This is a genomic window from Streptomyces sp. NPDC003077, from assembly GCF_040611095.1.
Taxonomy (GTDB): Bacteria; Actinomycetota; Actinomycetes; order Streptomycetales; family Streptomycetaceae; genus Streptomyces.
The window spans coordinates 180,834-204,670 of record NZ_JBEXNM010000004.1; the positions used below are offsets into that span (position 1 = coordinate 180,834).

Annotated in this window: 20 protein-coding genes; 11 read left to right on the plus strand and 9 right to left on the minus strand. The window is 71.4% G+C overall.

Features of this window, described 5'->3' with window-relative positions; all coding sequences use genetic code 11:
- The first annotated feature begins 97 nt into the window (after positions 1-97).
- Both ABZX96_RS04750 and ABZX96_RS04755 read left to right on the plus strand, forming a co-directional pair.
- Positions 98-1,294, plus strand: a complete 1,197-nt coding sequence (locus tag ABZX96_RS04750) for a S8 family serine peptidase (protein WP_355537802.1) — start codon at positions 98-100, stop codon at positions 1,292-1,294.
- Between the two features lie 78 nt (positions 1,295-1,372).
- Positions 1,373-1,876 carry an FBP domain-containing protein gene (locus ABZX96_RS04755; protein WP_355537805.1) on the plus strand — a complete coding sequence of 168 codons (504 nt, stop codon included), beginning with the start codon at positions 1,373-1,375 and terminating at the stop codon, positions 1,874-1,876.
- Positions 1,877-1,985: 109 nt separating this feature from the next.
- Here ABZX96_RS04755 and ABZX96_RS04760 read toward each other — a convergent pair whose 3' ends face one another.
- Entirely contained in the window at positions 1,986-3,248 is a 1,263-nt protein-coding gene (locus ABZX96_RS04760) for an alpha/beta hydrolase (RefSeq protein WP_355537808.1), read from the minus strand.
- A gap of 423 nt (positions 3,249-3,671) precedes the next feature.
- Between ABZX96_RS04760 and ABZX96_RS04765 the strand changes: the two genes are divergently transcribed.
- The gene (locus ABZX96_RS04765) at positions 3,672-4,136 is read left to right on the plus strand and encodes a hypothetical protein (RefSeq protein WP_355537812.1); all 465 of its coding nucleotides are present in this window, start codon (positions 3,672-3,674) and stop codon (positions 4,134-4,136) included.
- Between the two features lie 48 nt (positions 4,137-4,184).
- Here the strand turns inward: ABZX96_RS04765 and ABZX96_RS04770 are convergent, their stop codons facing one another.
- From ABZX96_RS04770 to sdhC, 5 genes are all read right to left on the minus strand, one after another.
- The gene (locus tag ABZX96_RS04770; protein WP_355537815.1) at positions 4,185-5,078 is read right to left on the minus strand and encodes an alpha/beta hydrolase; all 894 of its coding nucleotides are present in this window, start codon (positions 5,076-5,078) and stop codon (positions 4,185-4,187) included.
- A 352-nt stretch (positions 5,079-5,430) separates the two neighbouring features.
- Positions 5,431-6,204, minus strand: coding sequence for a succinate dehydrogenase iron-sulfur subunit (locus ABZX96_RS04775; RefSeq protein WP_355537818.1), 774 nt, complete (start codon positions 6,202-6,204; stop codon positions 5,431-5,433).
- Positions 6,204-7,958: a succinate dehydrogenase flavoprotein subunit gene (gene sdhA, locus ABZX96_RS04780; RefSeq protein WP_355537821.1), complete on the minus strand. Its 1,755-nt coding sequence runs from the start codon at positions 7,956-7,958 to the stop codon at positions 6,204-6,206. The genes ABZX96_RS04775 and sdhA overlap by 1 nt, the downstream gene beginning before the upstream one ends.
- Positions 7,959-7,983: 25 nt before the next feature.
- The gene (locus ABZX96_RS04785) at positions 7,984-8,454 is read right to left on the minus strand and encodes a succinate dehydrogenase hydrophobic membrane anchor subunit (RefSeq protein ID WP_355537824.1); all 471 of its coding nucleotides are present in this window, start codon (positions 8,452-8,454) and stop codon (positions 7,984-7,986) included.
- A 9-nt stretch (positions 8,455-8,463) separates the two neighbouring features.
- On the minus strand, positions 8,464-8,844 hold the full coding sequence (gene sdhC / locus ABZX96_RS04790; protein ID WP_355537827.1) for a succinate dehydrogenase, cytochrome b556 subunit: 381 nt from the start codon (positions 8,842-8,844) through the stop codon (positions 8,464-8,466).
- A gap of 735 nt (positions 8,845-9,579) precedes the next feature.
- Here sdhC and ABZX96_RS04795 point away from each other — a divergent pair.
- The 3 genes from ABZX96_RS04795 (at position 9,580) to ABZX96_RS04805 (ending at position 14,141) form a co-directional block, all read left to right on the plus strand.
- Positions 9,580-11,379: a family 20 glycosylhydrolase gene (locus ABZX96_RS04795; RefSeq protein WP_355537830.1), complete on the plus strand. Its 1,800-nt coding sequence runs from the start codon at positions 9,580-9,582 to the stop codon at positions 11,377-11,379.
- Between the two features lie 597 nt (positions 11,380-11,976).
- Positions 11,977-12,915: a sigma-70 family RNA polymerase sigma factor gene (locus tag ABZX96_RS04800; RefSeq protein ID WP_355538047.1), complete on the plus strand. Its 939-nt coding sequence runs from the start codon at positions 11,977-11,979 to the stop codon at positions 12,913-12,915.
- On the plus strand, positions 12,915-14,141 hold the full coding sequence (locus tag ABZX96_RS04805; RefSeq protein WP_355537833.1) for a hypothetical protein: 1,227 nt from the start codon (positions 12,915-12,917) through the stop codon (positions 14,139-14,141). Before ABZX96_RS04800 ends, ABZX96_RS04805 begins: the two co-directional genes overlap by 1 nt.
- A 607-nt stretch (positions 14,142-14,748) precedes the next feature.
- Here ABZX96_RS04805 and ABZX96_RS04810 read toward each other — a convergent pair.
- Positions 14,749-15,621 carry a L,D-transpeptidase family protein gene (locus ABZX96_RS04810; protein ID WP_355537836.1) on the minus strand — a complete coding sequence of 291 codons (873 nt, stop codon included), beginning with the start codon at positions 15,619-15,621 and terminating at the stop codon, positions 14,749-14,751.
- A 365-nt stretch (positions 15,622-15,986) separates the two neighbouring features.
- Between ABZX96_RS04810 and ABZX96_RS04815 the strand changes: the two genes are divergently transcribed.
- Positions 15,987-17,567, plus strand: a complete 1,581-nt coding sequence (locus ABZX96_RS04815; protein WP_355537839.1) for a methylmalonyl-CoA mutase family protein — start codon at positions 15,987-15,989, stop codon at positions 17,565-17,567.
- 283 nt (positions 17,568-17,850) lie between these two features.
- Positions 17,851-18,063 carry a hypothetical protein gene (locus ABZX96_RS04820; protein WP_355537842.1) on the plus strand — a complete coding sequence of 71 codons (213 nt, stop codon included), beginning with the start codon at positions 17,851-17,853 and terminating at the stop codon, positions 18,061-18,063.
- 98 nt (positions 18,064-18,161) lie between these two features.
- Here ABZX96_RS04820 and ABZX96_RS04825 read toward each other — a convergent pair whose 3' ends face one another.
- The gene (locus ABZX96_RS04825; protein ID WP_355537845.1) at positions 18,162-18,863 is read right to left on the minus strand and encodes a FadR/GntR family transcriptional regulator; all 702 of its coding nucleotides are present in this window, start codon (positions 18,861-18,863) and stop codon (positions 18,162-18,164) included.
- A gap of 189 nt (positions 18,864-19,052) precedes the next feature.
- Here ABZX96_RS04825 and ABZX96_RS04830 point away from each other — a divergent pair, with 189 nt between their 5' ends.
- Complete coding sequence (locus tag ABZX96_RS04830) at positions 19,053-19,565, plus strand: gluconokinase (protein ID WP_355537848.1); 513 nt, start codon at positions 19,053-19,055, stop codon at positions 19,563-19,565.
- A 353-nt stretch (positions 19,566-19,918) separates the two neighbouring features.
- Positions 19,919-21,316 carry a gluconate:H+ symporter gene (locus ABZX96_RS04835; RefSeq protein WP_355537851.1) on the plus strand — a complete coding sequence of 466 codons (1,398 nt, stop codon included), beginning with the start codon at positions 19,919-19,921 and terminating at the stop codon, positions 21,314-21,316.
- A gap of 132 nt (positions 21,317-21,448) precedes the next feature.
- On the opposite strand, the gene ABZX96_RS04840 is transcribed toward ABZX96_RS04835, so the two are convergent.
- Positions 21,449-23,098, minus strand: a complete 1,650-nt coding sequence (locus tag ABZX96_RS04840; RefSeq protein ID WP_355537854.1) for an FAD-dependent monooxygenase — start codon at positions 23,096-23,098, stop codon at positions 21,449-21,451.
- A 38-nt stretch (positions 23,099-23,136) separates the two neighbouring features.
- Here ABZX96_RS04840 and ABZX96_RS04845 point away from each other — a divergent pair, with 38 nt between their 5' ends.
- Positions 23,137-23,784 carry a TetR/AcrR family transcriptional regulator C-terminal domain-containing protein gene (locus ABZX96_RS04845; protein WP_355537857.1) on the plus strand — a complete coding sequence of 216 codons (648 nt, stop codon included), beginning with the start codon at positions 23,137-23,139 and terminating at the stop codon, positions 23,782-23,784.
- The last annotated feature ends 53 nt before the right edge of the window (positions 23,785-23,837 follow it).

Genomic DNA, 23,837 nt, shown 5'->3' on the forward strand with positions numbered 1-23,837 from the left:
GGCGGAGACCGCTCGGGAAGGGGTGCTCGTGCTGCGCCTCGAAGCACCCCTTCCAGGGTCGGAACCCGTTCGGAACGGAAGTTGCGAGGAGCGAGGCATGAGAGCCACGCGGACGCTGCGTGCGGCGACCGGTGCTGTGCTGACCGGGGCGTTGCTCCTGGGCGCCGGTGGGACGGCTGTGGCCGATGAGGTGCGTGACAAGCAGTGGCCGCTGTCGGCCACTGCTTTTGACGCGCAGGACATCTGGAAGGAGGCCACCGGCAAGGGTGTCACCGTTGCTGTGATCGACAAAGGGTTTCGGACCACTCATCAGGACTTGGTGGGGCAGTTCCTCCCAGGCAAGAAATTTGTCGCAGCAGGTGACAGGGAAGACCTCAGGTCGGGGGAAGACATCAGGGACCACGGAACGGGCATGGCGAGCCTCATCGCCGGCCACGGCCATGGCCCAAACGGAAGTGAGGGCATAAAGGGGTTGGCACCGGACGCAAAGATCCTGCCACTGGTGGCCAACAAGGCCACGCCGGAGGCGACCCGATATGCCGTTGACCACGGGGCGGATGTCATCAACATGTCGTACGTGGCTGACAAGCTCACTCCGGACATGTGTCAATCCATCCATTACGCCATTGAAAAGGGCGTCGTGGTGGTGGCGGGTGTGGGAAATGATGGCTGGGAGATGGAGGAATACCCGGCCGGTTGTCCCGGTGTGATCGGCGTGGGAGCCGTGGATGAGTACGGCAAAGCGTGGGACGGTAACAACTTCAATTCGACAGTAGATGTCCTCGCTCCTGGAGTGGACATGGCTATGGCCCATGGCAAGAGCGACACGGATTACTCAGTGACGAGTAAGGGCACATCCCTCGCCACCGCCTATGTCTCCGCCGCCGCGGCCCTCCTCAAGGAGAAGTTCCCCGACTACACCCCCGGCCAGATCGCCAATCGCCTGGTCAAGGCCGCCGGCCTGGCAGTCAGCGTCAAGAAGCAGAACCTCAAGCTCCCCGATGTCCACTACGGCTACGGATTCATCCAGCCGTATGGCGCCCTGACCCGCGACATTCCGCCCGGCCCGCCGGAGGGCCCGCTCCCCATGCCCAAAGGCAAGGCATCGGCGACCGTGATCAAGCCCGGAGCCGACAAGGGGCCGAACCCCGACCCGCCGATGGGTGGCAAGCAGAAGCTGCTCATCTTCGGCGGTGGGACCATTGGCCTGCTCGCCGTCGCCGGTATCGCTGCCACTGTTGTGGCTGTGATCCGGCACCGCCGTAAGAACGCGGCGTTGCACGGTCGGAGTTGAGGGGAAGCCCGCGAGATCGGGCGGGGCTTCGCATAATTCAGGCGACGGACGCGCGTGGCGGTGTTAGCTTGCCGGATTATGGAACCAATGGGTGAGAAAGAGATACGGGCGTCCTTCGTCAATTGCTCGAAGGGAGAGGCGAGCAGGATCAACCTGCCCGTGGGATTGGACGGTCTGCCGTGGGCGGATCTGGATTTCCTCGGGTGGCGTGATCCGGGCGCGCCCGACCGTAGCTATATCGTCGCTCCGCGTGCGGACGGCGTCGTCGGTGTCACGCTGCGCGTGCCGCAGGGGGTGCGGCGGAGTTTCACCAAGACGACGGTGTGTTCCCTGTGCGTGACCGGCCACCCAGGTTCCGGAGTGAGTTTGCTGGCTGCCCGGAAGGCGGGGCCTTCCGGGCGGCAGGGAAATACCGTGGGTACGTATATCTGCGCCGATCTGGCGTGTTCGCTGTACGTGCGGGGGAAGAAGCGGTCTCAGCTCGCGTCCGCGCGTTATGAGGAGACGCTTCCGTTGGAGGACCGGATCGCCCGGATCGTCATGAACCTCGACGCGTTCCTCGACAAGGTTTTTGAGGAGTAGAAGAGGAGTAGGAGAGGAGCAGGAAGAGCGCGAGCCGCGGTGGCTTACTGCGGTGCTATTTCCGGGCGGCACCACGGATTTCCCGTGGGCCGCCCCTCCCGCGACCCCCTCACGGATTCTCGAACCTCACCTCCGGGTTCTGCTCGCTGGGCCCGTCCAGCAGCGGCTGGTGGATGCCCCGCAAGTGCTGGTCGAAGAAGGCGCCGACGTATCCACGGGTGATGGCGGCCGAGCGTGGGCCGGACAGCGGGGCCGTGGGGTCCGGGTAACCCGCCTGGTCTCCCAGGACCGGGAAGTCGGTGAAGGAGAAGTGGCCGCTGCCGGCCACGGTCAGCCAGCGTTTCCAGCCGTCGAGCGCCTGCCAGTCCCGCAGCCAGGTGGCGTCCTCGGTGCCGGGCGCGTGGTAGGCCGGAACGCCGAGCAGGAGGAACGGGCGTCCGCCGAGGCCGGAGGCCGGGACGGGGGCGAAGAACGTGCCGTCCATGTTCACGCCGGCGCGGATGCGGTGGTCCTTCTCCATGGCGGTGGCCGCGCTGTTGCCTCCGATGGAGTGGCCCGCCATGCCGATGCGGCGGGCGTCGATCAGGCTGGCGCGGTGCCACGGGGAGCGCGGGGACAGCAGCCGGTCGAGGGCGAAGGACACGTCGGCGGCCCGGCCCCGGGCGACCTCGGCCAGCAGGGCCATCTGCTTGTCCTCGTCCGGCTCTTGCTCGACCCGGTCGCAGGCCACGCAGGTCAGCGTGCGTCCACCGGGGAAGGCGGTGCCGAACGTCTCGTAGGCGTGGTCGATCAGCGCGACGACGTAGCCGCGCGACGCCAGGTCCTCGGAGAGGAGCGTCAGGGTGGCGCGGTGGGCAGTGAAACCGGGCGAGAGGACCACCAGCGGGTGCTTGCCGCCGACCGGACGGGCGTCGGTACGCGCGTGGACGCGGGTGTTGCCGAACGACTCGGGCGGGATGACGTCCGCCAGCCCCTGCTTCTCCAGCAGCAGCCGGGCCTCCTCGGTGGTCATGTACGAGGCGGGGCGGCCCGTGTCGGAACGCGCGGGGTAGAACAGCGACAGCATCAGTTCGCGCCCGGCGGCGGACGGCACCCACGGGTCCTTACGCTGCCGGTCGACGAGGTGCAGGGTGTCCTTGCCGACGGCGTACGGGCCGGTGGGGCGCGGGAGTTGGAAGGTCGTGGCGACGGCCGGAGCAGTGTTGGCGACCGGAACGGTGATGGCGGCCTGGGCGGGGGCGGTGGCAGCTGTGGTCGGGGCGGCGACGGAGGGGCTGGTGGCAGCTGTGGCCGGGGCGGCTGCGGCGAGGGGTAAGGGCAGGGCGAGGGCGAGCAGGGCGGCGACGGCGCCGCGACGGAATCGCGTCATCATGTGATCACCGTAGGAACGGGCCGTGCGGTGCGGTACTGACGTACGTCAGAAGATCGGGCGTGATCGAGCGGCTTTGTGTTCCCTTGGGGCGGCGGACGGTACGGAGTAATTACCGGGCCTGTCCGCACATTCGAAGATCGTGAGGCTTCCTTCTCAAGCTTTCTCGGATTCCTCGGATTCCTCGGATTCCTCGGATTCCTCGGATTCCTCGGATTCCTCGGATTCCTCGGATTCCCCGGATTCCCCGAACTCCTCGGGCGCCCCGGAACGCGTTCACCCGCCGGTGTTCTGCGGTGGCGGTGGGGCGCCGTCCGGGTGACAGTGGCCCTGACCGTCACCGACGACGAGCCTGACCGTCACCGACGACGAGCCTGACCGTCACCGACGACGGCCCTGACCATCACCGACGCCCGAAGGAGCACCATGCACCTGCGTACTCTCCGTCGCTCCGGTCTGGCCGTGGGCCTGGCCCTCACCGCCACCACCGCGCTCGGTGGCGCCGCCACGGCGGCGGCTCCGGCCACCGCCCAACCCGGGCGCTCCACCGCCCAGCCCGTGCACTACACCGCCCGGCAAGTGCACGGCTTCCTCGTAGGCTTCTACGGCCACCACGGCCCCAGCCCTTACGACCGTGTGCACAAAGTGACGCCCGAGCTGCGGAAGAAGGCGGCGCAGACCAAGGACTACGACCTGTTGCTGTGCGCGCAGAACACCCCGCGGGACATCAGCGTCGGCAAGGTCACCACGGCGCAGAGCGCGGGGGTGGGCTGGGCCACGATCACGACCCACTGGAAGGCCGGCCCGGACCGGAAGTTCACCGCCTACGTGGGGCTGGACGCCCGCAAGCCCATGAAGCTCTACGACGTCCAGTGCCCCAGGAGGCGATGAGGCGGCGGTGAGGAGCGGCGAAGGCGGCCGAACACCCGGGAAACGCGCCTACAGCCCATGCTTGGCCAGGAACGTCTCGATCAGCTCGTGCCACTCCTCCGGGCGCTCCGCCATCGGCAGGTGGCCCGTCTCCAGCTCCGCGTACTCGGCGCCGGGGATGTGGTCCGCCAGGTAGCGGGAGCCGTCCGGGTGGATCAGGCCGTCCTGTGAGGTGGAGATGACCAGCGTCGGGACGGAGACGCGGGGCAGGTCGTCAACGGCGTCCACCTCGGCTATGAGCGCGGTCTGCTCCGCGGTGCCCGGTTGCAGGAGTTCCGGACGCGGGTCCAGGACGGCCTCCCGCTGCTCCGGGGACATCGCGTCCAGGTACCGGGGGCCCCAGGCGGCGATGGCGCGGGCGCGGGCGAGCCCGGCGTAGTCCTCGTTCGCCAGGAGGCGCAGCCACAGTTCGGACCAGAGCCGGGCCCGCGCGTCGGGCCTGACGAACCCCGCGGTCAGGACGAGGCCGCGCACCCGCTCGGGGTGCCGGACCGCGGCCCGTACGGAGACGGCCGTACCGACGGAGAAGCCCAGGAGCGTGAAGGTCTCGACGCCGGCCTCGACCGCCTCGGCGACGATCGCGTCGGCGAGCGCGTCCAGCGTCAGCGGCTCCTCGGCACGCGGGGTCTCGCCGGAACCGGGGTAGTCCGGCGCCACGACGGTGTGGCCGGAGGCCGTCAGGACGGGGATGAGGCCGGTGAAGTTGTCCGCGATGCTGCCGGTCGCACCGTGCGCGAGCAGGATGCCGCGGCTGGGGGCGGAGCCAGTCCCGGACCCGGACCCGGACGCGTCCGGGGCGGACGAGCCAGCGGCGGACGAGCCCCCGGCGGTCGAGCCGTGAGCGGGACGGGCGACGGTGGTGGACAGACGGGGGAACGGCGAAACCGGAGCGTGCTGAGTCATGGCCATAGCGTGCAGCCTCACATCGGTGTGAAGGTCAAGCCCGCTGACGCTCACCCGCCGCAAACACCGCCCGTCAAAGCTCACGCACCGGACAGCGCGCACCAAGACCCCCACACACCCAAAGCCCCGCTCCTACGCCGATCCACCCCCAAAGCCCCGCCCACCCCCGCGCCCAAGCACGCCAAAAGCCCCGCCCCCCGCGCCAAAGCGCGGGAGACGGGGCTTGGAGCACGGGGCTCGGAGCACGCGGCCTCGAAGCAAGCGACCGGCCGCAAGCCGACGCCCTCGCAGGTCAGATCAGACCAGCCCAGATCAGCCCAGCCCAGAGCAGACCAGATCAGCCCAGCCCAGATCAGAAGCGCCGAGTGATCAGCGCCCGCTTGACCTCCTGGATGGCCTTGGTGACCTCGATGCCGCGCGGGCAGGCGTCCGTGCAGTTGAAGGTCGTGCGGCAGCGCCAGACGCCGTCCTTGTCGTTCAGGATCTCCAGGCGCTGCTCGCCGCCCTCGTCGCGCGAGTCGAAGATGAAGCGGTGCGCGTTGACGATCGCCGCCGGGCCGAAGTACTGGCCGTCGTTCCAGAACACCGGGCACGAGGAGGTGCACGCGGCGCACAGGATGCACTTGGTGGTGTCGTCGAAGCGCTCGCGGTCCTCGGCGGACTGCCGGCGCTCGCGGGTGGGCTCGTTGCCGGTCGTGATGAGGAAGGGCATCACGTCGCGGTAGGCCTGGAAGAACGGCTCCATGTCCACGACGAGGTCCTTCAGGACCGTCAGGCCCTTGATCGCCTCGACCGTGATGGGCTTGTCCGGGTTGATGTCCTTGATCAGCGTCTTGCACGCGAGGCGGTTCTTGCCGTTGATGCGCATCGCGTCGGAGCCGCAGATGCCGTGCGCGCAGGAACGCCGGAAGGTCAGCGTGCCGTCCTGCTCCCACTTGATCTTGTGGAGAGCGTCGAGCACCCGCTCCTTGGGGTCCATGTCGAGCTGGAAGTCCTGCCAGCTCGCCTCCTCCGCGACCTCCGGGTTGAACCGGCGGATGCGGAAGGTGACCTTGATCGTGTGCGAGGCGCCGCTCTCGGCCGCGTCCAGCGCCGCCGAGTGCTTTTCGAGAGTCGGGGTGCTCATCAGTACTTACGCTCCATCGGCTGGTAGCGGGTCTGCACGACCGGCTTGTAGTCGAGGCGGATCGACTCCTTGCCGTCGGCGCCCACCTCGCGGTACGCCATGGTGTGCCGCATGAAGTTGACGTCGTCGCGGTTCGGGTAGTCCTCGCGGTAGTGACCGCCGCGGGACTCCTTGCGGGCGAGCGCGGAGACGGCCATGACCTCGGCCAGGTCGAGCAGGTTGCCCAGCTCGATGGCCTCCAGCAGGTCGGTGTTGAACCGCTTGCCCTTGTCCTGGATGGCGACGTTCTTGTACCGCTCGCGCAGCTCGCCGATCTTCTCGACGGCCGTCTTGATCGTCTGCTCGGTGCGGAACACCATCACGTTGGCGTCCATGCACTCCTGCAGCTCCTTGCGGATCTCGGTGACCCGCTCACCGCCGGTGGAGGTGCGCAGCCGCTCCACCTGCTCGGTGACGAACTGCTCGGGGTCCTCGGGGAGCTCGACGAAGTCGTTCTCGGCCGCGTACTTCGCGGCGGCGATGCCGGCGCGGCGACCGAAGACGTTGATGTCCAGCAGCGAGTTGGTGCCCAGGCGGTTGGCGCCGTGCACGGACACGCAGGCGACCTCGCCGGCGGCGTACAGGCCCGGCACGACGGTGGTGTTGTCGGCCAGCACCTCGCCCTCGACGTTGGTCGGGATGCCGCCCATGGCGTAGTGCGCGGTCGGCTGGATCGGGATCGGGTCGGTGTACGGCTCGATGCCCAGGTAGGTGCGCGCGAACTCGGTGATGTCCGGCAACTTGGCGTCCAGCTGCTCCGGCGGCAGGTGGGTGAGGTCCAGGTAGACGTGGTCGCCGTCGGGGCCGCAGCCGCGGCCCTCGCGGATCTCCGTGTAGATGGAGCGCGAGACGACGTCACGCGAGGCGAGGTCCTTCATGACGGGCGCGTACTTCTCCATGAAGCGCTCGCCGTCCTTGTTGCGCAGGATGCCGCCCTCGCCGCGCGCGCCCTCGGTCAGGAGGATGCCCATCCGCCAGATGCCGGTCGGGTGGAACTGGAAGAACTCCATGTCCTCCAGCGGCAGTCCGCGCCGCCAGGCCGCGGCCTGGCCGTCACCGGTGAGGGTGTGCGCGTTGGAGGTCACCTTGAAGAACTTGCCGGTGCCGCCGGACGCGAAGATGATCGCCTTCGCCTGGAAGACGTGGATCTCGCCGGTGGCCAGCTCGTAGGCGATGACGCCGGAGGCCTTCTTGACCCCGTCGACCTCGTTGAGCAGCAGGTCCAGGACGTAGAACTCGTTGAAGAACTCCACGCCCTCCTTGACGCAGTTTTGGTACAGCGTCTGGAGGATCATGTGGCCGGTGCGGTCCGAGGCGTAGCAGGACCGGCGGACCGGGGCCTCGCCGTGGTTGCGGCTGTGGCCGCCGAAGCGGCGCTGGTCGATGGTGCCGTCCGGGGTGCGGTTGAACGGCAGGCCCATCTTCTCCAGGTCGAGGACGGAGTCGATGGCCTCCTTCGCGAGGATCTCGGCGGCGTCCTGGTCGACCAGGTAGTCACCGCCCTTGATCGTGTCGAAGGTGTGCCACTCCCAGTTGTCCTCCTCCACGTTGGCGAGCGCGGCGGCCATGCCGCCCTGCGCCGCGCCGGTGTGGGAGCGGGTGGGGTAGAGCTTGGTGAGCACGGCGGTGCGGCTGCGCTTGGTGGCCTCGATGGCGGCGCGCATGCCCGCGCCACCGGCACCGACGATGACCGTGTCGTACTTGTGGATCTTCATGGGTGGATTACCTCAGCCCCGTGGCCTAGCGGATGTTCGGGTCGAAGGTGAAGATCACCAGCGTGCCCAGGAGGACGGTGAACACCGTGGCGGTGTAGAGCAGCATCTTCAGCCAGAACCGGGTCCGGTCGCGCTGCGCGTAGTCGTTGATGACGGTGCGCAGGCCGTTGGCGCCGTGCAGCATCGCCAGCCACAGCATGGTCAGGTCCCAGACCTGCCAGAACGGCGAGGCCCAGCGGCCGGCCACGAAGGCGAAGCCGACCTTGGACACGCCGCCGTCCAGCACGAGCTGGATCAGCAGGTGGCCCAGGACCAGGACGACCAGCACGATGCCGGACAGGCGCATGAACAGCCAGCCGTACATCTCGAAGTTCGTGCGGGTCGACTTCGGCGTCTTCTTCGTGCGCTTGCGGGGCGGCTCGATCACGGGAGCCGGGTTGTCCACGTCGTACAGCGTCACGGCGTCGGCGGTGGCAGGAGTCGTCTCGGCAGACATCTCGCGTCATCAGCTCCCGAAGATCGTGCGCAGCGTGTGCTGCAGCACGGGGTAGAAGGCGCCGGCCATCAGGACGACCCAGACGCCGACAACGGTCCACAGCATCTGCTTCTGGTACTTCGGGCCCTTGGCCCAGAAGTCCACGGCGATGACGCGGAGGCCGTTGAGAGCGTGGAAGAGGATGGCGGCGACGAGGCCGTACTCCATCACGTTGACCAGGGGCGTCTTGTACGTGGAGACGACGTCGTCGTAGGCCTCGGGGGAGACGCGGACGAGAGCGGTGTCCAGGACGTGCACGAACAGGAAGAAGAAAATGAGGACGCCGGTGACTCGGTGAGCCACCCAGGACCACATGCCTTCCCGGCCGCGGTACAGCGTTCCAGCCGGCACGGAAAAACCCTCCGGGAGCGGGGATTGGGGCCTGCCGGCTTCACTGTCGGTCGGGCCCGGCCGGGTACGGTCCACCGGCCCTGGCCATCGTAGCGACGTGTTGTCGGTTCCTCCCTTCGGGGCCCTTAGGTGTGATCAAACAGGCACGTAAGGGCTATCACACACGGCGGTAACGCCTGATTCCGGCACATAAAGGGTGAGGTGGGCGGGGGGATTCGGTGTGTGCCGGGGCGGTGACGGAGCGAGGGCGGGGCGACGGCGGGACGAGGCGGGGACGGGGGCGGCTGGGGCGGCAGATGTGGGGAATTTGGCTGGAATAAGGGGACTTTCGCGTGTGTGAGGGGAGGGAGGATCAGACCTCCGGCAATACTTCGTCCTGTATAGGGAGGTTTTGCGCATATGGGCATGCGGAGGCGGAAGCGGTCCTGGACGTGGCCGTCGGCGCGGGCCGGCGCGCGAACGACGGACGGAGGGGCGTACGCGGGCAGCGTGGCACGCCCCGCGCCGCCCGGGGCAGGGGCCGGACGGCCCTGCGCGTGGCCCCGGCGGCCGGTGGCGCGGGCGCGGCCCGCGGTACGGGCGACAGCGGGAACGGTCGCCGTGGTCGCCGCGCTCGCGGCCTGCTCGGGGGGCTCGGGGGGCTCCGGATCGGGCGGCTCGGGCGGTAGCCCGGCCTCCTCCGGAAGCAGCCGCGCCCCCACGTCCTCCACCGCCCCCACGCCGACCTGGGCCCGGGTGAGCGGACCGCCGCGCACCATCCCCGCCGTACGCGAGTTCCGCCCGGCCGACGGCCGGGGCTGGCGGCCGACCAAGGACGCCCGCGTCGTCGTGCCCGCCGGCGAACGCAGCCCGATCGCCGACGAGGCCCGCCTCCTCGCCCGCGACCTGGGCGGCCTGCGGACGGTGTGGGGCGGCGAACCCGTACGGCCCGGGGATGTGGAACTGCGGCTGGCGGGTGGGGCGGACGACCGGGGTGGGGACGCGGACGGGCGGCGGGCGCCGGGAGCGGGGGAGGGGGACGGGAGGGGGACGGGCGCTCCTGCCGACTCGGGCGAGGTGGTCTCGTCCGACGCGGGGAATCGTTCCGACGAGGTGGATCGTTCCGACGGGGCGGATCGTCTCGACGAGGAGAATCGTCCCGACAAAGCGGATCGTCTCGACCAGGCGGATCGTCTCGACCAGGAGAATCGTCCCGACGAGAAAGGGCGCGCCGACGAGAAGGGGCGAACCGACGAGAGCGCTTCGCGCGACGCGGCCCGCGCGCCGGGGCCCGGCGACGGCGCCGACGGCCCCCGCCAGGCCAGCGCCCCCTCGGGCCCGGACGCCGGCGACACCGCGCACGAGCGCTACACCCTCACCGCCCGCGACACCCGCCTGACCCTCACGGCCCCCACCGACACCGGCCTCTTCAACGGCACCCGCACGATCGTCCAGTCCGTACGGGCCTCCGGCGGCGTCCCGGAGGGCACCATCGAGGACCGCCCCGACCGGGCGCAGCGCGGCCTGTCGCTCGACATCGCCCGCAAGCACTTCGACGCCGGATGGATCGAGGACCGCATCCGCGACCTCGCCGGCCTCAAGATGAACCAGCTCCAGCTGCACTTCTCCGACGACCAGGGCTTCCGCATCGAGAGCGAGCGGCACCCCGAGATCGTCTCCCGCGACCACCTCACCAAGGACCAGGTGCGTCACCTGGTCCAGCTCGGGCAGAGCCTGCACGTCGAGGTGATCCCGGAGCTCGACTCCCCCGGCCACCTCGGCGCGGCCCTGCGTGCCCACCCCGACCTGGAGCTGAAGGACGTCCGCGGCCGGACGGCCCGCGGCGCGCTGGACATCTCCCGACCGGGCGCCGCCCGGCTCGTCGACGACCTGCTGCGCGAGTTCGCACCGCTGTTCCCCAGCGGTCACTGGCACCTGGGCGGCGACGAGTACCGCGCCCTGATGGCGAGCTCACCGAGCGCCTCGTACCCGCAGCTCGCCAAGGCGGCCCGGGAGAAGTACGGGTCCGGGGCCACCATCCAGGACCTGGCCACCGGCTGGCTCAACGACCGCGGCCGAACGCTCAAGGACGCCGGCGCGCGGGCCATCGAGGCATGGAACGACGGCTACTTCCGCGGCGGCAAGGTCGCCCCGGACGCCGAGCGCACCGTCGCCTACTGGACCGGCAAGGAGATCGGCGCCCGCCGGCCCGCCGAGTACCTGAAGGCGGGCCACCGGATGGTGAACCTCAACGACGAGTACCTCTACTACGTCCTCGGCGAGCCCAACGAGTTCCGCTACCCGACCGGCGAGCGCATCTACCGGTCGTGGACCCCGGCGGTCCTGCGCGGGACCACGGCGGTGTCGGGCACCGGGCCGGACCGGGTGCTGGGCGCGCGGTTCGCGGTGTGGGGCGACCGGGCCGGAGCCCAGACGGCCCAGCAGGTCGCCCAGGGCATCCGGATGCCGCTGCGGGCCCTGGCCCAGAAGACCTGGGATCCGCGTCGGCCCGGTTTGTCCTGGCAGGAGTTCCGGAAGCTGGCCGATCGGGTGTGAGGGTTCCGTCTCGCGGACGGGGACGGAGCCTCGTCAGCGGACGGAGTCTCGTGAGCGGAAGGGGACCTCGTTAGCGGACGGGGACGGGGACCCCGTTCGGGGACGGCACGAGGACCGCTCCCACGACGCACGGCCGCACACATAAGGACGGCCGCACACAAGGACGGCCGGGGTCGCCACCCCCCACAGGAGAGACCCCGGCCGCCGTTCGCCAGGGACCCGTCACCGGGTCCCCATCCATAACAGCGCCACCGGGCCCGAAAGCGTCACAGCCGGTCGGCGCGGGCGCGCGCCCGCGCGGCCCGGAGCCCGACGCGCCCCGCCACCCCTGTGCCCGTCCGTGGTTCCCGGGCCGCCCGTGACTCTGGACGCAGGTGGGGCGCCGCCCGTACCGTGCGGGCTCCGCGCCGGGTGCGTACGAGGGGGGTGGGCCGGGTTACGGCGGGCCGGACGGACCGGGTTACGGTCTGCGGGAACAGTCGAGCCGCCGGGCGCACCGGGGCTCCGGCGGCGGGCGGCGACGGCGGCGAGGAAGCCCCGGGGCCGGGTGGGCGGACTTTCCGCGTGCGACAGGATGGACCCGTGCGAGGGGACGACATTCAGCCGGACGACGACCGGCTGACGGTCGCCATACAGGCGGCGCAGAACGGCGACGAGGCGGCCTTTCGTACGGTCTACCGTGCAATACATCCCCGTTTGCTCGGATATGTCCGGACCCTGGTGGGGGAAGCGGAAGCCGAGGACGTCGCCTCGGAGACCTGGCTCCAAATCACCCGCGACCTCGACCGCTTCAGCGGCGACGCGGACCGCTTCCGCGGCTGGACCGCGCGGATAGCCCGTAACCGCGCCCTGGACCACGTGCGGATGCGGGGGCGCCGGCCCGCCACCGGAGGCGACGAGTCCGAGCTGACCGACAGACCGGGCGACGCCGACACCGCCGACGCGGCCCTGGAGGCCCTCGGCACCGACCGCACCTTCCGCCTCCTCGCCCGGCTCCCGCAGGACCAGGCCGAGGCCGTGGCGCTCCGGGTGGTCGTCGGGCTGGACGCGAAGAGCGCGGCCGGGGTGCTCGGCAAGCGGCCCGGCGCGGTGCGGACCGCCGCACACCGGGGGCTGCGGCGGCTGGCCGAGCTGATCACCGGTGACCGCGACCGGTACGGGAGCGGCGACGGCGGCCGGGAGGGGAAGCCCGAGGACGGGGCGCCGGAGCGGAACGCGCCGGGCCTCCAGGGCGCCGCGTCCGCCCATCGCGCGGACGACGGCCACCCGACGGCGCGCCCCCGCCCGGAGGGCGGCGCACCGCGCGGCGACCTCCCGGCCGCGCCGCCCGCCCGGAGCATGGGCACGGGAACGCAACCGGGAGCGGCAACGGGAGCGGTATCGGGACCGGGAACGGCAACGGGACCGGGAGCGGAGAAAGGCGGCGGCGCGGTGGGGCAGGTTCCCCTGCGGGGCCGCCGACGCCGGAACAAGCCGGTCGAATCGTACGTACCGGGTGTGACGGAACCGGCCATACGAACGCTGAAGGACATGTGATGGCCGACGACCGGTACCACTGGCTCGACAAGGACGCCGCCGAGCGGTTGCTGCGCGGGGAGCCGGTCGGGTCCCCGCAGGACGCGGGCGCGGCGGAACTCGTCGGGCTGCTGCGCGCCGCCGCGTCGCCGGAGGCGGCCGGGCCCGGACCGCTGCCGGGCGAGGAGGCCGCCGTCGCCGCCTTCCGGCAGGCGCACGGCGCCGCGTCCGAGGGGGCGCGCACCCCCGTCGGTGAGGCCGCCGCGCCGGAGCCGCCGCTGGTCACCGTGCGCACCGCGCGCCCTCCGAGACCGACCCTCGGCTCCCGGCTCGGCCGCCCGTTCCGGCGCGGCCTCGCGGTCGCGCTGGCGGCCTGCGCGCTCGGCGGCGTCGCCGTCGCCGCGGGCACCGGCGTGCTGACCGTCCCGTTCCAGAGCAGCCCCGAACCGGCGACGAGCGTCACGGCGGTCGGCACCCCGGGCCCGTACGGCGACCAGCCGGGCGACGGACAGCGCCCCGCCGACGCCTCCCCCTCCGGCGAGCCCACCCCGACCGCGCCCGGCACCACCAAGCCCTCCGGCCCCACCGGCGGGCCCACCGACCGCGACGGCGACGGGCAGGACCCGGCGCGGAACGGTGCCGGTGGGCAGGACGGCGGCGACGGAGCCGACGGCGACGACGGCGACGACCGGAAGGACGGCGGGCGGAACGGCGCCGGGGACGGGGCGCCGGACGGCAAGGGCCGGGGCAAGGACAAGGGCAAGGACAAGGGCGAGAAGGGCCGGGAGGGGGACGGGCCGGGCCGCGAAGGCCGGCGGTTCCTGCGCGGCCTCTGCCGCGAGTACGAGTCCGACCGGAGGTCGGCCATGGCCCGGGAACTGCTGCGCCGCCTCGAACGCGAGGCAGGCTCCCGGGGCATCCATGCCTTCTGCCGTCAGTACGAGGCGCATGCCTCGCGGCCCGACCATGCCGGTGGGGGCAAGGAGCACGGCCGGGACGGGGCCGGGTGGGGACGGCCCGGCTACGTGGGCGGCCGGGACGACCAGGGCGCCGGCTGGGGACGGGATCAGCCGGGTCCCCGGCCGGGGGAGCATGGGGCCGGTGGTCGTGACCATGGCGGCCGTGGGCATGGCGGTGGCCATGGACGGGGTGAGGAGCGTGGACGCCAGCACGCCCGGGGCGCGGTGCCGGCGCCGCTGCTCACGCTTGCGCGCGAGGTGCCGGTGGTTTCTGGTGCGGTGTCCTGACGTGGGGGGCGAGCCCGCCGCTTACAGCCCGTCCGGCCACAAATTCCAGCCCGTCCGGCGTTTGAGGACGCGTGACAGGAGCCGGGACGAGCCGCGGCTCATCTCCCCGTGCTCCCGGGGCCGAGCCCGCCATCCCCAGCCTGTCCGGCGTTTGAGGACGCGGTGACAGGAGTCGGGACGGGCGGCAGTCGGCCGCAGCGATGTTTTGGGGTCGAGCCCGCCACTCCCAGCCCGTCCGGCGTTTGAGGACACCCGGCGAGCGCGGGTACGGGCTCTTGGGCGGGTGGTGGGTGATCTTCGGTACCGGTGAACGCCGGGGGCGTTGTCCTCAATCGCCGGACGGGCTTGAAGTTGCCGGGCCGCCGTCCATCAGCGGCCCGGACGGGCGCCACTGCACGAGGTGTGACACTTTTTCGTCCCCCGGCGCAGTACTGGATGAAGCCGACTGGTCATCGGCTGCGCGGTAAGCCGGGGTTCCCCCCGTACCTACGGTGCCGCGCGTTGATGGCGCGGGCGGGGCACGTTCCCCCAGCCCTGCCCGCGCCCTCCCATCCCGCCTGAGCCGGGCGCCCGGACTCCCACCCGTGTCCCCCGAGTACGGCCGTCGTCACTTGTAGATGACGACCTTGTCCCCCGGTCGCACCGCGGCGAACAGTGCCGCGATCTTCGACTTGTCCCGTACGTTGACGCAGCCGTGCGAGGCGCCGCGGTAGCCGCGGGCCGCGAAGTCGGTGGAGTAGTGCACCGCCTGGCCGCCGCTGAAGAACATCGCGTAGGGCATGGGCGTGTGGTAGATCGTCGAGACGTGGTGCCGGCTCTTGCGGAAGACGGTGAAGGTGCCTTCGCGGGTGGGGGCGTACTGCGAGCCGAAGCGCACGTCCATGGAGGACACCACCTGGCCGTCGATCATCCACGCCAGGGTGTCGCTCCGCTTGCTGATGCACAGCACGCGCCCCACCAGGCACCGCGCGTCCGGCGTGCTGATCGGCCGGGTCGTCGTGGGGTAGAGCTGGCCGAGGGTCGGCTGCTGGGTGAGGGTGCGCAGCGTGCGCCAGGTGGCGGGCCCGGCCGCGCCGGTGCGGGGCAGGCCCTGCTGGCGCTGGAAGCTGATGACCGCCTCCGTGGTGACGGAGCCGAAGTAGCCCGTCGGGGAACGGTCCAGGATCCGCAGCTCGACCAGCCGCGCCTGGAGCTCGCGCACCCGCACGCCGCGGGAGCCCGGGGCGAGGACGACGCTGTCCGCCGCGTCTTGGCGCTCGCGCGGGGGCGTCGCGGCGCCGGGGTCCGTGCCCGCCGCCGTCCGCCCGGCCGGGGCCGTCCCGTTGCCGGGGGCTCCGGTGACGGGGGCACCGGGCCCGCCGGGTGAGGAGGCTCCGCCGGGCGTCCAGCCGGACGCGTTCGGATCGATCCGGCAGCCGGCCGTCACGGTGAGGACGAGCAACCCGAAGGCCACCGCCCGTGTCCGCCGCTTCCACCGCACGCGGAACCACCTCCTGCGCCGCCGCTCTCCCGGGTGTTCCCGGCGCGCTCACCGCTGATACCGCCGGCGTTTCCTGGCACCCCTGGGATTTCTGTGATGATTCCCCCGGCCGTGGAACGACGAACCTATCGTCACTCAGTGTGCAATCGCCCCCCTTGTGGGTGAATCGCCATGCCGTCCAGGACGGTCCGGACCTGCGGCGGCCTGTGCGAATCGTTCCGTCGCCGGGTAAGCGCTCCGTGACGGCGCTGTGAGCAAGGTCCCAGCGCGCGCCCCTCCACGGGGCGCACGCCCGCCGCTACAGTCCGTCGCGATACCTGTTCCAACCACCGGTAGCAAGCGGTACAGCGGGAGGCGTAACACCCATGTCGCGCGAGACGGAGTCCGGACTGCCCATCGAGCCGGTGTACGGGCCGGAGGCGCTCGGGCAGTGGGATCCGGCGGAGAAGCTGGGGGCGCCCGGCGCGTATCCCTTCACCCGGGGTGTGTACCCCACGATGTACACGGGGCGGCCGTGGACGATGCGGCAGTACGCGGGGTTCGGGACCGCGGCGGAGTCCAACGCCCGCTATCAGCAGCTGATCGCCAACGGGACGATGGGCCTGTCGGTCGCTTTTGATCTGCCCACGCAGATGGGGCACGACTCGGACGCCCCGATCGCCTCGGGGGAGGTGGGCAAGGTGGGGGTGGCGATCGACTCCATCGAGGACATGCGGGTGCTGTTCGACGGCATCCCGCTGGACAAGGTGTCCACCTCGATGACCATCAACGCGCCCGGGGCGCTGCTGCTGCTCCTGTACCAGCTGGTGGGCGAGGAGCAGGGCGTGCCGGCCGACAAGCTGACCGGCACCATCCAAAACGACGTGCTCAAGGAGTACATCGCGCGCGGCACCTACATCTTCCCGCCCAAGCCCTCGCTGCGGCTGATCGCCGACATCTTCCAGTACTGCCGGGCGGAGATCCCCCGGTGGAACACCATCTCCATCTCCGGCTACCACATGGCCGAGGCCGGCGCCTCGCCCGCCCAGGAGATCGCCTTCACCCTGGCCAACGGCATCGAGTACGTGCGCACCGCGGTGGCCGCCGGGATGGAGGTGGACGACTTCGCGCCCCGGCTGTCCTTCTTCTTCGTGGCCCGCACCACCCTCTTGGAGGAGGTCGCCAAGTTCCGCGCGGCCCGCCGGATCTGGGCGAAGGTGATGCGCGAGGAGTTCGGCGCCAAGAACCCCAAGTCGCTGATGCTGCGCTTCCACACCCAGACCGCCGGGGTCCAGCTCACCGCCCAGCAGCCCGAGGTCAACCTCGTCCGAGTCGCCATACAGGGGCTGGGCGCGGTGCTGGGCGGCACCCAGTCCCTGCACACCAACTCCTTCGACGAGGCCATCGCGCTGCCCACCGACAAGTCCGCCCGGCTGGCCCTGCGCACCCAGCAGGTGCTGGCGTATGAGACGGACGTGACCGCCACGGTGGACCCCTTCGCCGGGTCCTACGTCATCGAGTCGATGACCGATCAGATCGAGGACGCCGCCGTGGACTTGATGCGCCGGGTCGAAGACCTGGGCGGCGCGGTGGCGGCCATCGAGCAGGGCTTCCAGAAGAACGAGATCGAACGCAACGCCTACCGCATCGCCCAGGAAACCGACGCCGGCGAGCGGGTGGTGGTCGGCGTCAACCGCTTCCAGCTCGACGAGGAGGAGCCCTACGAGCCGCTGCGGGTGGACCCGGCCATCGAGGCCCAGCAGGCCGCCCGCCTGGCCACGCTGCGCGCCGCCCGCGACCGGGCCGCGGTGGACGCGGCGCTGACCGACCTGAAGAAGGCCGCGGCCGGCACGGACAACGTGCTGTATCCGATGCGGGAGGCGCTGCGCGCCAGGGCGACGGTGGGGGAGGTCTGCAATGCGTTGCGGGAGGTGTGGGGGACCTACGTGCCCACGGACGCGTTCTGATCGTTCCGGTCGTTCGGGGCGGTGGACCGGGGCCGCCTTCTCCCGCCCGTCCGGCGTGTGGACGCTTCGGTGAGCGGGGGTGCGGGCTCGGGGCGGGGGTGGGTGATGTTTGGTGCCGGTGAACGCCGGGGGCGTTGTCCTCAATCGCCGGACGGGCTTGTATTTGCCGGGCGGCCGTCGGCAGGGAGTCGGGCGGGCTGGAATTGGGCCCCCGTCATGCCCACCTGTGAGGGAGGCGCAGGCCCCGGCATACCCACCTATAGACCTGCGTCAGACTGGTGGCATGTCTTCGCCCCGCCGTGCGTGTCCTGTGTGCACGCGAGAGATCGCCGTGGTCGGTGGCCGGTTCGCCCGGCACGACCCGCCGGGCCGTCGTACGAGCCTGGAGCTGATCTCGTGCCCCGGGTCGCGGCGGATCGCCCCCATGATGGCCCCGGCGGAGCGGCTGTTCGACCCGGAGGAGCCGCCGTTCCCGGGGCAGCAGCCGCTGTTCTGAGGTGATCCAGCCGCTGTGCCGGTGAGCGGGCCGCCGTTCTGAAAAGCGAGTCCCCGCCCCGATAGCAGGGCGGGCCGATCCCCCCACCCCGCCCGCCCTTACGGCGCGAGCACGTCCAGTTCCGCCATCGCGCCCGCCGTGATCTCCCGTGTCAGCTCCTCGGCGCGCCGGGCGTCGCCCGTCCGTACCGCCTCGGCGACCTGGACGTGGAGGGTGACGGCGGCCGGGTCCGGGTCGCTGAACATGACGTGGTGGTGGGTGCGGCCGGTGAGGACGGCGGCGACCACGTCGCCGAGGCGCGCGAACATCTCGTTGCCGGAGGCGCGGAGCACGACCCGGTGGAAGGCCATGTCGTGCACGAGGTAGGCCTCCAGTTGCTGGCCGCGTGAGGTGGCGACCATGCCCATGGCGTGCTCGGTGAGCTCGGCGCACTGCTGGGGGGAGGCGTGGCGCGCGGCGAGCCCGGCGGCGACCGGTTCGACGGCCGAGCGCAGCACGGTCAGGGAGCGGAGCTGGCGGGGGCGGTCGCGGCCGGCCAGCCGCCATTCGATGACCCGGGGGTCGTAGACGTTCCACTCCTCGGTGGGCTGGACGGTGACGCCGACCCGCCGCCGGGAGGTGACCAGGTGCATGGACTCCAGGACCCGTATGGCCTCCCGGATGACCGTGCGCGAGACGTCGAACCGCTCGGCGAGTTCGTCGGTGCGCAGGATCGTGCCGGGCGGGTATTCCCCGGCGGTGATGGCGGGCCCGAGGGACTCCAGCACCCGCGCGTGCAGTCCCTGCCCCTGGTTTTCCATGGCGCCAAGCCTACGTTCCCTATCACCCCGCCCCCGCGCGCGTGGCGGGGGGTCGGGGTGACGGTTCCGGTCAGGGATGTATTAAGTATGACGTTTGCGTCACATCCCCTTGAATACGTCATACCTAATGGGTTTCAGTGGGGTGTCGCAGAGGTCGATGACGACAGCGGAGACAGCGAGGTAAATGGGATGAGCACCCCCCACGTGATCGTCGTGATGGGCGTGGCCGGCACCGGCAAGACGACGATCGGCCCGCTGGTCGCCGCCGAACTCGGTGTCCCGTACGCCGAGGGCGACGACTTCCACCCCCCGGCCAACATCGCCAAGATGTCGGCCGGTACCCCGCTGGACGACGACGACCGCGGCCCGTGGCTCGACGCCATCGGTGCCTGGGCGCACGGCCGCGCCGGGCAGGGCGGCGTCGTCAGCAGCTCCGCGCTCAAGCGCCGGTACCGCGACCGCCTCCGGGCCGCCGCCCCCGGCATCGTCTTCCTGCACCTCACCGGTGACCGGGCGCTGATCGAGGCCCGGATGACCGAGCGCAAGGGCCACTTCATGCCCACCGCGCTCCTGGACTCCCAGTTCGCCACCCTCGAACCGCTCGGCGACGACGAGGCGGGCGTGGCGGTGGACGTGTCCGGCACGCCGGAGGAGATAGCCGGCCGGGCGGTCGTCGCACTGCGCCGCCTCGACCAGGCCTGATCGCCCGGGTCGGGTTCGTCAACGGATCTGATCGCCCGGGTCGGGTCCGTAAGCAGGCCTGACCGCCCATGTCAGATCCGTGAACAGACCTGATCGACGGGTCGGGCCCGTAATCCAAGCCTGACCCACCACCGGGCCCGCGCCCCCTCCGGGAGGCAACGGCCCTTCGTACTCCGTCGCCGGAACCGGTCCCACCGGCCACCGGCACCAGGACGCCGCCCCCCGGCGACGTCACCCCCACTCCGCGCACGCGCCGCCCCCCCCGGGCGGCGCAGGGGACCCAGGCCCCACCGGTGAACGGCGCCGGCCGGCCGCCCCCGCGCTCCACGCACCACACGAACGAGGAAAACGCCGTGGCACATCTCAGCGTCGAGATGCTGGCAGCGGACGCGACCGAGCCCATCACCTCGGCCGGTCATGCGCAGCTGGGCATCGCCGTCCTGGCGGGCATCGCCGTCATCGTCCTGCTCATCACCAAGTTCAAGCTGCACGCCTTCCTGTCCCTGATCATCGGTTCGCTGGTGCTCGGGGCGGTCGCGGGCGCGCCGCTGGACAAGCCCATCGCCAGCTTCTCGTCCGGACTGGGGTCCACGGTCTCCGGTACGGGCATCCTGATCGCGCTCGGCGCGATCCTGGGCAAACTGCTCGCCGACTCCGGAGGCGCGGACCAGATCGTCGACACGATCCTGGCGAAGTCCAGCAAACGGGCGATGCCCTGGGCGATGGTGCTCATCGCCTGCGTCGTCGGGCTCCCGATCTTCTTCGAGGTCGGCATCGTCCTGCTGATCCCGGTCGTCCTGCTGGTCGCCAAGCGCGGCGGCTTCTCGCTGATGCGGATCGGCATCCCGGCGCTGGCCGGTCTGTCCGTCATGCACGGCCTGATCCCGCCGCACCCCGGCCCGCTGGTCGCGATCGACGCGGTGGGCGCCAACCTGGGCATCACCCTCGCGCTGGGCGTGATCGTCGCCATCCCGACGGCGATCGTCGCCGGTCCGCTGTTCTCCCGCTACGCGGCCCGCTGGGTGGACATCGAGCCGCCGCAGTCGATGGTCCCGCAGCGCGCCTCGGACGACCTGGACCGGCGGCCCAGCTTCGGCATCACCGTCGCCACCGTCCTGCTGCCGGTCGTCATGATGCTGGCCAAGGCGCTCGTCGACATCATCGTGGACGACCCCAAGGACCTCACCCAGCGGATCTTCGACGTGGTCGGCTCGCCGATGATCGCGCTGCTCACCGCCGTGATCGTGGCCATGTTCACGCTCGGCCGGGCGGCCGGGTTCACCAAGGGCCGCACCGCCACCACCGTCGAGAAGTCGCTCGGCCCGATCGCCGGCGTGCTGCTGATCGTCGGCGCCGGCGGCGGGTTCAAGCAGACGCTGGTGGACGCCGGGGTCGGCAAGATGATCCTGGAGGTCTCGCAGGGCTGGCACATCTCCGCGCTGCTGCTGGCCTGGCTGATCGCGGTCGCCATCCGGCTCGCGACCGGCTCGGCGACGGTGGCCACCATCTCGGCCGCGGGCCTGGTCGCGCCGCTGGCCGCCGACATGAGCACCACGCACGGTGCGCTGCTGGTGCTGGCCATCGGTTCCGGTTCGCTCTTCTTCAGCCATGTGAACGACGCCGGGTTCTGGATGGTCAAGGAGTACTTCGGCATGAACGTCGGCCAGACGCTCAAGACCTGGTCGGCGCTGGAGACGATCATCTCGGTCATGGGCATCGTGTGCGTGCTGCTGCTGTCGCTGGTGCTGTAGCGGCCTGCCCTGAGCGGTGATCGAGCGCCCCGGTGAGGATTCGTCCTCGCCGGGGCGCTTGTCTTTTCCGGTGTCCTGGCGAGGATTCCCCCCGCCGGGGCGCTCGGCGTTCGGGCGGGTGGCGGTCCGTGGTTACGCCACGTTCGCCACCGCGCCCGAGCCCGTCGGCACGCCCACGGCGCGCAGCGCGGCGGGCAGGTCGCGGGCGTCGTGGGTGGCGCAGGCGAGGTAGCCGTCCGGGCGGACCAGGAACAGGCCCTCGCCGTAGGCCCGCCGCGCGTGCCCGTCGGTGTCGATCAGGTCGGTGGCGACCGGGTTGGTGGTGACCAGGTCGGTGGCGGGCAGGCCGGCGCCGACCGGTTCGGCGCCCCCCGCCGCCCCGACCCGGTACGTGCGCACCAGCTCCGCCGCCTCGCCGTCCAGGGCCGGCGGCTCGGCGTCGCCCACCGCGAGCAGCGTGAAGTGCGGGCCACGGAAGACGTCGAAGAGGCGGACGGGCGTGCCGTCCGGCGCGGTGCAGGGGGCGTCGGGGGCCCGGTCGCCGGCCCGGGCGACGCCGTCCGGGAGGGGGTGGCGGTGTTCGGCGGTCAGGGGGCTGTCGGGGTAGCCGACGTCGAGCTGGTGCAGTTCCCGGCCGCGCCGCATCTCCTGGGTGCGGTGCAGGCGGCTGCTGGTGTCGAGGATGCGGGCGGCGATGGGCAGCCGCTCGGCCTCGTACGTGTCGAGCAGGGCGTCGCCGGCGCCGTGCCGGAGGACCTGGGCCAGCTTCCAGCCGAGGTTGTAGGCGTCCTGGACGCTGGTGTTCAGGCCCTGGCCCCCGGCGGGGGAGTGGATGTGCGCCGCGTCGCCGGCGAGGAAGACCCGGCCGACGCGGAAGCGGTCGGCCATCGCGGCGCGCGGCCGGAAGACCGAGGTCCAGCGGACCTCGGTGATCTGGTCGGCGGTCAGGTGGGTGCGCGCGGCGAGCAGCGCGCGCACGCCCTCGGGCGAGGTGTCGGGCTCGGCGTCCAGCCCCTCGAAGCCGCAGACGGACTGGAAGAGGTCGGTGCCGGCCAGCGGCAGCAGGGCGGCGAACACGCCGGTGGACCGGGACCACATGTGCCAGTTGTCCCGGTCGAGGCCGGTGATCCGGACGTCGGCGAGGAGCATGGTGTGCGCCGTCACGGCCTGCCCGGCCATGCCGATGCCGAGCGCCTTGCGGACGGTGCTGCGCCCGCCGTCGGCGGCGACGAGGTACCGGGCGCGCACGGTGCGGGTCGTGCCGTCCGCCTGTGTGAGGAGAGCGCTGACGCCCCGCTCGTCCTGCGTGAACGACTCCAGTGCGGCGCCGAGGGTGACCGACCCGCCGAGTTCCCGCAGCCGGTCGTGCAGCAGTTCCAGGTTGCGCCACTGCGGGAGCATCCAGGGGGTGCCGAAGGGCGCGGACGGGGTCGGCTCGACCTCTTCGATCATCGCCCGCTCCGCGACCTTGCGGCCGTCCTCCCATACGGCGATCTTCGGGTACCGGCCGCCGGCCGCCCGCATGGCCGCCAGCAGGCCGAGGTCCTCGTACACCTCCTGGGTGCGCGGCTGGAGGCCGGTGCCGCGGGCGCCCTGGGACAGCCGGTCCGCCCGCTCGGCGACGAGGGCGCGTACCCCGCGCCGGGCGAGGTCGATGGCGAGGACGAGACCGGTCGGCCCGGCGCCCGCTATCAGGACGTCGGTGTCGAAGGAGGGATCGGCGGAGGCGGCGACGTTTCCGGGCAGGGTGGCGGACGAGTCCTTAACGTTGTTAAGTGCCATGTTTCCGAGCATGGCTTTAACGGTGTTAAGTTGTCAACGTGGGAACGCGACTGGACCGGAAACAGGTAGTGGAGACAGCGCTGCGGCTGCTGAACGACGTGGGGCAGGAGGGGCTCACGCTGCGCCGTATCGCCACCGAGCTGAACGTCCAGGCGCCCGCCCTGTACTGGCACTTCAAGAACAAGCAGGAACTGCTGGACGAGATGGCCAGCGAGATGTACCGGCGGATGACCGGCCCGATGCTCGGGGAGGACTTCGGCGCCCAGGGCTGGCGCGCGCAGCTCGCCGAGACCGCCCGCCGCCTGCGGGCCGAACTCCTCCGCTACCGCGAGGGCGCCAAGATCTTCAGCGGCACCCGAATGTCCCCGGAGGTCTCCTACGAGCCCCTGGAACGCATGCTGGGGCTCCTGGTGTCGGCGGGTTTCACGCCGCGCGGCGCCGTCCGCGCGTGGTTCACCGCGTACAGCTTCGTCGTCGGCTTCGTGATCGAGGAGCAGTCCGTGCACCCGATGCCGGGCGAGCGCGACCCGGCGTACGACCTGGAGGAGCGGGAGCGACGGCTGGCCGACCTCCCGCTCAGCAGGGAGGCCGGGCCGACGATGTTCGACGACTTCGACCAGGGCTTCGAGGAGGGGCTGCGCATCGTCCTCGCGGGGATCGAGGCGACGAAGGGCGGGGAGGGCTGACCTGGGGGTTTACCGGGGGCAAGCCAGGGGGCCTGTCAGGGATGCCCCGGAGA